Here is a 9653-nt window from a genome sequence, read left to right as displayed (position 1 = left end):
CAAGCAGAGGAGGCCTTCCTTGCGACCATGACTGTCTGCGATACTGCCGCCTGAAATTTGAACCAAACGCTCTCCGGTAAACCCGGGGCGGTTCAGTCGGCTCATGCCGTCGTCGATCGCCTCTATCACCCGTTCCCTCAGGTCTATGGAGAGTGGTTTACCCATCGCTGCCCCCAAAATCTGCCTCAGGGTCAGTGAATCAGCCCTACGCACGAATGGGAACCCCCAATCGATTCAGGTCGGTAGGTAAGCGCTCTAAAATAACGAAAAAATCCGGCCGCAGCCGGATCGGGAGAATGATTTCGCAGGGGCAAATGGCGGAGGGAATGGGCCTGATATCCAACCTTCTCCACCTTAAGGCATTGGTTTTGAACAATTTAAATAAGACGGCCGTTCACCACTGACTCAGCAGCCATGCCGCGCATCAGCTCTGATTGGATGCTTCAGTCTCCCTGTGACACGCGTTCCTGATAGCTCCGCTCGCGCTCTGGCCATGTGCTCTTGATGTAGTCGAGAACGGCGCGGATTTCCGGGTCGCTCAGCACGTCGGCGAAGCCCGGCATGTCGCTCTCGTAGCCGCCACCGACGATGGCGGCCGTGCCTTCCTTCACGATGCGGAACAGCACATCGTCGGGATGGTGCCAGGTGTGGCCGCTGGCACCATGCGGCGGTGCGGGCAATCGGCCGGACGGAAGCGGCGAGCGCCATTCGGGCTGACCCTCCAGATCCGCGCCGTGGCAGGCGGCGCACTGATCGGCATAGATCTGCCTGCCTTGCGAGATGACATCCGCAGACACCCGGGAAGTGGCCTCGGCACCCGCATAGTGCCAACTGGCAAAGACCGCGGGGATCAAGCCTCCGACGGCCAGACCGCTCGCTGCAATTTGCCAGAGGAACTTCTTCAAGAGGCCGTCCCGAATGATTGTAGAGCTTTGTTTCGTTCACGCCGAGGTGATTTTGTGCCAGACATGCGCCTCGTGGGACAATGGACATTCTCGTGAGCAATGCCTATGTTTTCGGCATGTTCGCGCGCGTCCTCTCTATGCTTTCCATCCTCGCGATCGCCGTGGTCACGACGATCAGCGCAGCGCATGCTGCGCGCATGGATAGCATGCCATCGGATCACGCAGTCCATATGAGCGAGATGATGCAAGCGTCAGCCGACGCTGATCTCTCCTGTGACGGCAGCGGTTATTTTGGATCGTCGGACGCCGCAATATGCAAGTTCGTCTGCGCAGGTCTGTCGGTCGTCCTTACGATGCCGGGTGTGGGAGCCGGACAGGCGTTCGGTTCTGCCGACCATGACTTCCCCGCCGAGGCGATCGACGTCAGCCGTGCGCCGGGACTGAACGAACGCCCTCCCAAACTCCGTCTCCTCTGATCGCGCCCGGGCGGACGCCCGAGGCGTCCCATCTGCCTTGATGAACGGGACGGGATGTCCTGAGGAGACGACAATGAACATGCTTTCACGCCGCGGCTTTCTTGCCGCAAGTGCTGCCGCAATTTGCGCTGCACAAATGCCCCGCATCGCCTTCGCGCAAGGGGCGGCACCGATCAGCCTCGCCGCCGCGACCAGGACCCTCGATATCAACGGGCGCGCGGCAACGGTCTTTGGCCTTGCCGGCCCCGGCGGTCAGGGACTGATCCTCGACCCCGGCCAGAGGTTCCGGGTGGACCTGACCAACGATCTCGATGTCGGCACCATCATACACTGGCACGGCCAGATCCCGCCAAATGCGCAGGACGGCGTGCCCGACATGCCGATGCCCCTGCTCGCGCCGGGCGAAACCCGATCCTTTGACTTCGAGACACGGCCCGGCACGCACTGGATGCACAGCCATGTCCCGGTCCAGGAGATGCAGCTGCTCGCGGCGCCGCTGATCGTGCGTTCGGCCGAGGACATCGCCGCCGACAGGCAAGAAGTCGTGATGTTCCTGCACGACTTCTCGTTCAAGGCCCCAGAAGAGGTTCTGGCCGAGATCAGCGGCGGTCACGCGGGCGGCGGTCACGGCGCGCATGCGCATCACGGCGGCGCTCAACCTATGCAGGGAACGCTCATGGGCGGCACGGGCGCCATGCCGGGCATGGATCACGGCGCCATGGGCGGCATGCCGATGGGCCAGATGTCGGGCATGGGCGGGATGATGGGCATGGGCGGCCAGATGGGCGGAATGGCCATGGACCTGAACGACTACGACTGGGACGCCTACCTCGCCAACGACCGGACGCTATCGGATCCCGAGGTGGTGCAGGTCGAGCGCGGCGGTCGTATCCGGCTTCGCGTCATCAACGCTGCGGCGGCCACGGTGTTCTGGATCGACACCGGGGCGGCAGAGGCGCGCCTCGTCGCGGTGGACGGTCATGCGATACAGCCGCTGCCGGGCAACCGGTTCGGGCTCGCAATGGGACAGCGGCTCGATCTCGAGATCGAGCTGCCGAGCGAAAGCAGCGCCTGGCCAATCCTCGCGCTGCGCGAAGGCGCGCGGGAGCGCACCGGTCTGATCCTCGCCACGCCCGGTGCCGAGGTGCGGCGCGTTGATGCCGTGGCGGAGGCTGAAGCGCCCGCGTTCGACACCGATCTGGCGCAGGAAGCACGGCTGATCGCAGTGGACGCCCTGCCGCAGCGCCCTGTGGATCGCAGCCAGATGCTGATGTTGAGCGGCTCGATGCAGCCCTATGTCTGGACAATCAACGGAGCGGTCTGGGGCCAGCACCAGCCTATCATCGCACGCAGTGGCGAGCGAGCCGTGCTGTCATTCCACAACATGTCGATGATGGGGCACCCGATACATCTGCACGGCCATGCGTTCCAGGTCGTCAGCATCAACGGGCGCCCCGTTACCGGCGCACTGCGCGACACGGTCTACGTGCCGCCGATGTCGATGGTCGACGTGGCGCTGGACGCGGGCGAAGCCGCGCGCTGGATGCTCCATTGCCATCACATGCCGCACCTGGCGACCGGCATGATGACCGAGTTCGCGGTCTCGGCTTCGGTCTGACCGCAGGCGGGGCGTTCGCTTCGAGCGCCCCGACCGCCGTGGTGGTGCGCTCCGCGACCTTCTCGCGAGGTCCGCAGAGTCGGGCCTCTCGCAGCCCAGAAAATAGGAGGACGACATCATGAACTGGAACGACATGGGCGCCGGAATGGGTTTCGGTATGGGGTTTGGCTGGCTGTTCGGCCTGCTGATCCTTGTTCTGCTGGTTTTGGCCATAGCAGCGCTGATCAAGTATCTTCGGAAATAGGAGAAAGGACTTCGTAATGACTTACACGATCAATCGAATGGTCCCCGGCGCTAGTATCGACGAAGTCGACGCTCGGGCGCGAAAGGCGCTGGCGGATCACGGTTTTGGCGTTCTGACCGAGATCGACGTCAAGGCGACGATGAAAAAGAAGCTCGACGTCGAGATGCCAAGCTATCGCATCCTCGCGCCTGCAATCCGAAGATGGCCTGGCAGGCCATCGGGATGGAGCCGCGGGTGGGCGCGATGCTACCCTGCAACGTTATCCTGCGCGAGGTCGAGGCCGGCGTGGAGGTCGGCGCCATCGACCCGGTAGCGTCCATGCAGGCGATCGAGAACGCCGAGCTGCACACCGTTGCAGGCCAGGTCCGCGATCTGCTGGCGAAGGCCGTCGCGGCGGTTTGAGATGAGCCTGCGCGCCGGCATTCTCATTGGTCTGGCGATCCTCGGGATCGTCCTGTTCGGGGTGTGGCTCATTGCCCCTTCGGTCCTTGCCGAGGTGCGGGAATGGTTCGAGCCCGAGCGACTGGAGACGCTGGTCGCGCGCGCGGGCATTTGGGGGCCGGTTCTGATCGTAACGCTCATGACCATCGCGGTCGTGGCCAGCCCGATCCCGAGCGCACCGATCGCGCTGGCGGCTGGTGCGGCCTACGGACATGTCTGGGGCACGGTTCAGGTCGTGATCGGCGCCGAGCTTGGCGCGCTGATCGCCTTCGGTCTTGCACGTGTTCTGGGACATGACGCCCTGCGGCGCGTGTTCGGCACCTCGGTCGATGCCGGGCTGCTCGGCTCGCAGACCGCGTTGACGGCGACAGTCTTTGCGAGCCGCCTCATGCCCTTCGTGTCCTTCGACATGATCAGCTACGCCGCCGGACTGAGCCGCCTGCATGCCTGGCGGTTCGCACTGGCGACGCTGGCCGGCATCATCCCGGCGAGCTTCCTGCTGGCGCATTTCGGCGGCGAGGCGGTGAGCGGTGACCTTGGCCGGGCCACATGGGCGGTTCTCGGTTTCGGCCTCGTGACCGGGCTGCCGCTGATCTGGGCCGCGACGCGCGGAAAGGCGGAAAGGAAGAGGTGATGGCCGAGCAATACCAGAAGAACAGCCTGTCGCTCTTCGACACAGTGGCAATGGGAACCGGCGTGATGATCGGTGCGGGCATTCTCGCACTGACCGGCCAGATCGCCGAACTTGCGGGTCCCTTGTTCCCCATGGCCTTCGTCGCTGGCGCCGTGGTGACGGGTTTCAGCGCCTATACTTACATCAAGATGTCCAACGCCTGGCCGTCTGCGGGCGGGATCGGGATGATCCTCACCAAGGCCTACGGTCCCACGACGGTCGCGGCCGGTGCCGCGCTGCTGATGGCGCTATCGATGGTGATCAACGAAAGCCTCGTGGCGCGGACGTTTGCGACCTACCTGCTGCGGGGACTCGATCTGGAGCCCCAGGGCTGGCTGGTCCCTGCCATCGGCGTGGGTCTCATTGTCTTTGCCTACCTCGTGAATGCGGCAGGCAACCGCTCCGTGGGTCTTCTGTCGCAGCTCATGGCGGTGCTCAAGGTGGGCGGCATCGCGGCCTTCGGCATCGCCGGGCTCTGGGCCGGCGGCTTCTCGTTCGAGGCGGCGGAAGGCGCGGATGGCGGCGCGGCCGCGGGCTTCCTTGCCTCTGTGGCGCTCGCGATCCTGGCCTTCAAGGGCTTCACGACGATCACCAACAGCGGCGCCGGGGTCACCGACCCGCACCGCAACGTCGGGCGCGCGATTGTCATCTCCATCGCGATCTGTGTCGTTGTCTACCTTCTCGTCGCCTTCGCCGTCGGCTCCAGCCTGCCGCTCGATCGGATAGTGGCCGCAAAGGACTATGCGCTCGCCGAAGCGGCAGAACCCGCCCTCGGGCGGATCGGCTTCTACCTGACCGTCACGCTCGCACTGGTCGCGACCGCCTCGGGCGTGATCGCCAGCATTTTCGCGGTGTCGCGGATGCTCGCCATGCTGACCGACATGAAGCTGATCCCGCACAGCCATTTCGGCATGCCGGGCACGATCCGCGACCATACGCTCGCCTACACGGTGGTGATCGCCGGGGCGCTGACGATCTTCTTCGACCTCAGCCGGATCGCCTCGCTTGGGGCCTTCTTCTACCTCGTGATGGACATCCTGATCCACTGGGGTGTCTGGCGGAGCCTGCGGCAGGAGATTGGCGCGCGTGGATGGGTCCTGCTGACGGCGATCGGACTGGATGCGGTGGTTCTCGCAGCTTTCGCCGCACTCAAATGGCAGAGCGACCCGCTGATCGTCGTCATCGCGCTCGCCGGAATGACCGGCGTTTTCCTGTTCGAGCGCGTCTTCCTCGCGCTCAACCCGCCATCGCGCGAACCGGCGCATGGCAGCCACCATTCCGCACAAGAAGAAAGGCACGAGCCCACCTCTTGACCTTCCAACCACTGGAGGCCGCACACCGGGACAGAAAGGACGACAATCCATGGCCACCCATCATCACCATCACGCTGCCTCCGACATCAAACCGGGCGCCAAGACCGCGACCGATCCGGTCTGCGGGATGCAGGTCGAGATCAAGGAGGGCGCGCGGACGCGCGACTACGGCGGCGAGACGTTCCACTTCTGCTCCGCAGGGTGCCAGGAGAAATTCGACGCCGATCCGCACTTCTATGCCTCCGGCAACGCCAAGAAGGCCGGACAGAGGGCCCAGCCCGGCACGCAATATACCTGCCCGATGCATCCGGAGATCGTCCGCGACCAACCGGGGAACTGCCCGATCTGCGGCATGGCGCTGGAGCCCATGGTGCCATCGGACGAGCCGAGCCATGAGCTGGTCGATTTCACGCGGCGCATGTGGATCTCGGCGGCGGCGGCGGTGCCGCTCGTCATCATCACCATGGGCGAGCTTGTCGGGCTCGACGTGCGTGGGTGGATGGGGCACCGCCTCGCGGTCTACGCTGAATTCGTCCTGGCCACGCCCATCATCCTCTGGGCCGCGCTGCCATTCTTCCGGCGCGGGGTCGACTCGATCCGCAATGTCTCACCGAACATGTGGACGCTGATTTCGCTCGGGGTCGGTGCCGCGTATCTCTACTCGCTGGTCGCGACCTTCGCGCCGGGCGTGTTTCCGGCCGAATACCGGATGGGCCACGGGGTGGGCACCTATTTCGAGGCTGCCGTCGTCATCGTCGCTCTGATCTTCGTGGGCCAGGTGCTGGAGCTGCGCGCGCGGGAACGCACGGGCGACGCGATCCGGGCGCTGCTCGACCTCGCGCCCAAGACCGCGCGGCGCATCCTGCCAGACGGATCGGAATACGACGCGCCGCTCGAGAACATCGTCGAGGGCGACCTGCTGAGGGTGCGGCCCGGCGACAGCGTTCCGGTCGATGGCGAGGTGGTCGAGGGCCGGTCATCGGTCGACGAAAGCATGATCACGGGCGAGCCGGTGCCGGTGGAGAAGGTCGAGGGCGACCGCGTCACCGGCGGCACGATCAACAAGAACGGGACGCTGGCGGTGCGCGCGACGCAGGTCGGCGCGGACACAGTGCTGTCGCAGATCGTCGAGATGGTCGCGGGTGCGCGGCGGTCGCGGGCGCCGATCCAGGGACTCGCGGACAAGGTCTCCTCGGTCTTTGTGCCGACCGTCGTTCTGATAGCCATCATCTCCTTCGGCGTTTGGCTCTGGGCTGGGCCCGAACCGGTGCTGGCCTTCGCGATCGCCTCGGCCGTGTCGGTCCTGATCATCGCCTGCCCCTGCGCGCTGGGGCTCGCCACGCCGATCTCCATCACCACGGCCGCCGGCCGGGGCGCGCAGGCCGGCGTGCTCATCAAGGATGCCGAGGCGCTGGAGCGCATGGCGCGCGTCGATACGGTGATCGTCGACAAGACCGGCACGTTGACCGAGGGCAAGCCGCGACTGACCGATGTGGTGGCGCTTTATGGCGACGAGGCGGAGGTGCTGGGCCTTGCCGCCGCGCTCGAGCGCGGGTCCGAGCATCCGCTGGCCGAAGCGATCGTGGCCGGGGCGAAGGACCGCGGCCTGTCGCTCGGGACTGCGGAGGACTTCGAGGCTGTCACCGGCAAAGGGGTTCACGGCACTGTCTCGGGCCGCAGGGTCGCGCTCGGCAATGCGGCAATGATGACGGATCTCGGGTTTTCGACAGACGAGGCCGAGGCGCAGGCCGACATCCTGCGCGCGGATGGAAAGACCGCGATGTTCGTGGCCGTGGATGGAAAGCTCGCCGGGATCGTCGCCGTGGCCGATCCGATCAAGGAGACGACCGAAGCGGCGATCCGCGACCTGCATGCGCTGGGTCTCACCATCATCATGGCAACCGGCGACAACCGCCGCACCGCCGAGGCGGTGGCGGCAAAGCTCGGCATCGACGAGGTCCGCGCGGGCGTCCTGCCGGAGGACAAGCAGAAGCTGGTTGAGGAGTTGCGCGCGAAAGGCAAGTCGGTCGCGATGGCCGGCGACGGCGTGAACGACGCCCCCGCACTGGCCGCGGCCGATGTCGGCATTGCCATGAGCACCGGGGCCGACGTGGCGGTGGAAAGCGCCGGAATCACGCTCATGCGCGGCGATCTCGTGGGGCTTGTCCGCGCGCGGAAACTGGCCGTCGCCACGCTCAGGAACATCAAGCAGAACCTTTTCTTCGCCTTCGTCTACAACGCCGCGGGCGTGCCCGTCGCCGCGGGCGTGCTCTATCCCCTGACCGGCCTCCTGCTCTCGCCCATGATCGCTGCGGCGGCCATGAGCCTGTCGTCGGTGTCAGTAATCACGAACGCGCTGCGGCTGCGGCGAGTCGATCTGTGAGGGGGTGGCGATGGATGAAGACCCGAACCGCTGGGAAGGCGTCTACCAGAGCAAGGCAGAGTCGGAGACGAGCTGGTTCGAGGAACGCCCGCAGGTTTCACTCGACCTGATCGCGGCGACCGGGGCAACCAGCGACGCCGCCATCGTCGATGTCGGCGCGGGGGCGTCGCGGCTGGTGGATTGCCTGCTGGATCAGGGCTTCCACCGGATAACCGTGCTCGACCTGTCGGACACCGCGCTGGCGAAGGCCCGCGCCCGGCTGCCCGACGATGCGCCCGTCGAATGGGTCGTGGCGAACGTTCTCGACTGGCAACCGTCCAGCCGCTTCGATGTCTGGCATGACCGGGCGGCGTTCCATTTCCTGACCGACGCTGCCGATCAGGAGGCCTATCTGCGGGTCATGGACCGTGCCCTTGTCTCCGGCGGCCATGCAATCATCGGCACCTTCGCGCTGGATGGTCCGGTAAACTGCAGCGGACTGCCGGTTACCCGTTATGACGCGGCTCTGCTCGCGGAACGGTTGGGTCCCGGCTACCAGCTGATGAAGTCGTTGCTTCACGATCACCATGCGCCCTGGAACAGGGTGCAGCGGTTTCATTTCGGCCTGTTCATGAAGGACTGATTCAGCCGGCCAGTCCTCTGCCTGGTTTGTCAGGACCGGGTTGTCAGGCCAGCCGCGACCACTGCGGATGCAGATCGTCGACGATGGCGGGATGGGCGTGGCCTCGATCCATACTCCCCTCGCGCAAATGCGGATGGTCGGGCGGAAGATCGTCATGGCGATGTGGGATGGGTTCTTCTTCGGCCGCCGGCCAGACCGCCAGGGCCAAAGCGACCGAAGCGGCCGAGATCAGCGCCAGGACGGCGAATGTCGGCCCCATGCCCAGGCGCGCGCCGAGCCAGCCCGCCAGCGGGTAAGTGATCAGCCAGCAGCCGTGCGACAACGCGAACTGCGGGGCAAACACCGCCGGGCGGTCCTCCGCCAATGCTGAGCGGCGCAAGAGCCGACCTGAGGGAGTCTGCACGACGGAATGGCCAAGACCCAGTGTGACCCACAGGGCCATCAATGCAGGAAGACCAGCAGTGGTCAGGAATGGCCCGGCAATCAGTCCCGCCGCCAGCACCGCGGCCCCCGCCAGCATCACCGGCCGGTCGGGCACGCGATCGAGCAGGCGCGGCAGGATCAGCGCGGCCAGCATCGACCCGCCCCCGAAGGCCGCCAGCGCCAATGCCACCTGCGACTGCCCAAGGCCCAGACCGGCCTGCACGATCACCACCGTGTTCACGATCACCATGGCGCCGGCCGCGGCGACAGCAAGATTCAGCGCCAGAAGCCCGCGCAGCCGTGGCGTTGCCAGGTAGAGGCGAATACCACGCGTGGTGCGGTCCCAGATCCTGCGCGGGACTACCGGCTTTACGAGAGAGCCCTGTTCGGATTCAAGTTGCCGTGCGTCCTATGTCATCGGTCGGTTGGCCGGGAGCGGAGGCCGGTCGTCAGTTTCACAGGTGCTGGCAGAGGAATTCTAACTAGTCTCAGCTTGGACAGTGACGCTGTCCCTTATGCCGCGCAGAGACCGCGCCACTCGGCGAGAGCGGCGGC

Annotated in this window: 9 protein-coding genes and 1 pseudogene; 8 read left to right on the top strand and 2 right to left on the bottom strand. The window is 65.7% G+C overall.

Annotation, left to right across the window (positions count from 1 at the left end):
• Positions 1 to 443: 443 nt before the first annotated feature.
• On the bottom strand, positions 444 to 905 hold the full coding sequence (locus tag P1J78_RS22940; protein WP_374213413.1) for a c-type cytochrome: 462 nt from the start codon (positions 903 to 905) through the stop codon (positions 444 to 446).
• A gap of 80 nt (positions 906 to 985) precedes the next feature.
• Here P1J78_RS22940 and P1J78_RS22935 point away from each other — a divergent pair, with 80 nt between their 5' ends.
• The 8 genes and pseudogenes from P1J78_RS22935 to P1J78_RS22900 all read left to right on the top strand — a co-directional run bounded on the left by P1J78_RS22935 (position 986) and on the right by P1J78_RS22900 (position 8675).
• On the top strand, positions 986 to 1381 hold the full coding sequence (locus P1J78_RS22935; RefSeq protein ID WP_275569712.1) for a hypothetical protein: 396 nt from the start codon (positions 986 to 988) through the stop codon (positions 1379 to 1381).
• A gap of 73 nt (positions 1382 to 1454) precedes the next feature.
• Entirely contained in the window at positions 1455 to 2999 is a 1545-nt protein-coding gene (locus P1J78_RS22930; RefSeq protein WP_275569711.1) for a multicopper oxidase family protein, read from the top strand.
• A 118-nt stretch (positions 3000 to 3117) separates the two neighbouring features.
• Positions 3118 to 3243 carry a hypothetical protein gene (locus P1J78_RS22925; RefSeq protein WP_275569710.1) on the top strand — a complete coding sequence of 42 codons (126 nt, stop codon included), beginning with the start codon at positions 3118 to 3120 and terminating at the stop codon, positions 3241 to 3243.
• A gap of 16 nt (positions 3244 to 3259) precedes the next feature.
• Positions 3260 to 3645 (top strand): annotated as a pseudogene (locus tag P1J78_RS22920) (DUF302 domain-containing protein).
• Position 3646: 1 nt separating this feature from the next.
• Positions 3647 to 4318, top strand: a complete 672-nt coding sequence (locus P1J78_RS22915; RefSeq protein WP_275569709.1) for a TVP38/TMEM64 family protein — start codon at positions 3647 to 3649, stop codon at positions 4316 to 4318.
• On the top strand, positions 4318 to 5670 hold the full coding sequence (locus P1J78_RS22910; protein ID WP_275569708.1) for an APC family permease: 1353 nt from the start codon (positions 4318 to 4320) through the stop codon (positions 5668 to 5670). The genes P1J78_RS22915 and P1J78_RS22910 overlap by 1 nt, the downstream gene beginning before the upstream one ends.
• 49 nt (positions 5671 to 5719) lie before the next feature.
• Positions 5720 to 8053 carry a heavy metal translocating P-type ATPase gene (locus P1J78_RS22905; protein ID WP_275569707.1) on the top strand — a complete coding sequence of 778 codons (2334 nt, stop codon included), beginning with the start codon at positions 5720 to 5722 and terminating at the stop codon, positions 8051 to 8053.
• Positions 8054 to 8063: 10 nt separating this feature from the next.
• Complete coding sequence (locus P1J78_RS22900) at positions 8064 to 8675, top strand: class I SAM-dependent methyltransferase (protein ID WP_275569706.1); 612 nt, start codon at positions 8064 to 8066, stop codon at positions 8673 to 8675.
• 43 nt (positions 8676 to 8718) lie between these two features.
• On the opposite strand, the gene P1J78_RS22895 is transcribed toward P1J78_RS22900, so the two are convergent.
• Complete coding sequence (locus tag P1J78_RS22895; protein ID WP_445260959.1) at positions 8719 to 9348, bottom strand: MFS transporter; 630 nt, start codon at positions 9346 to 9348, stop codon at positions 8719 to 8721.
• Positions 9349 to 9653 lie beyond the last annotated feature (305 nt).

This window comes from Psychromarinibacter sediminicola (genome assembly GCF_029168335.1).
Lineage (GTDB): Bacteria > Pseudomonadota > Alphaproteobacteria > Rhodobacterales > Rhodobacteraceae > Psychromarinibacter > Psychromarinibacter sediminicola.
This window is presented reverse-complemented; position numbering and strand designations above follow the sequence as displayed.

Bases quoted from the DNA above. Each gene is read 5' to 3' on its own strand.
- P1J78_RS22935 (WP_275569712.1), top strand. From the start codon at position 986: ATGGACATTCTCGTGAGCAATGCCTATGTTTTCGGCATGTTCGCGCGC.
- P1J78_RS22930 (WP_275569711.1), top strand. From the start codon at position 1,455: ATGAACATGCTTTCACGCCGCGGCTTTCTTGCCGCAAGTGCTGCCGCA.
- P1J78_RS22925 (WP_275569710.1), top strand. From the start codon at position 3,118: ATGAACTGGAACGACATGGGCGCCGGAATGGGTTTCGGTATGGGGTTT.
- P1J78_RS22915 (WP_275569709.1), top strand. From the start codon at position 3,647: ATGAGCCTGCGCGCCGGCATTCTCATTGGTCTGGCGATCCTCGGGATC.
- P1J78_RS22910 (WP_275569708.1), top strand. From the start codon at position 4,318: ATGGCCGAGCAATACCAGAAGAACAGCCTGTCGCTCTTCGACACAGTG.
- P1J78_RS22905 (WP_275569707.1), top strand. From the start codon at position 5,720: ATGGCCACCCATCATCACCATCACGCTGCCTCCGACATCAAACCGGGC.
- P1J78_RS22900 (WP_275569706.1), top strand. From the start codon at position 8,064: ATGGATGAAGACCCGAACCGCTGGGAAGGCGTCTACCAGAGCAAGGCA.
- P1J78_RS22895 (WP_445260959.1), bottom strand. From the start codon at position 9,348: ATGGTGATCGTGAACACGGTGGTGATCGTGCAGGCCGGTCTGGGCCTT.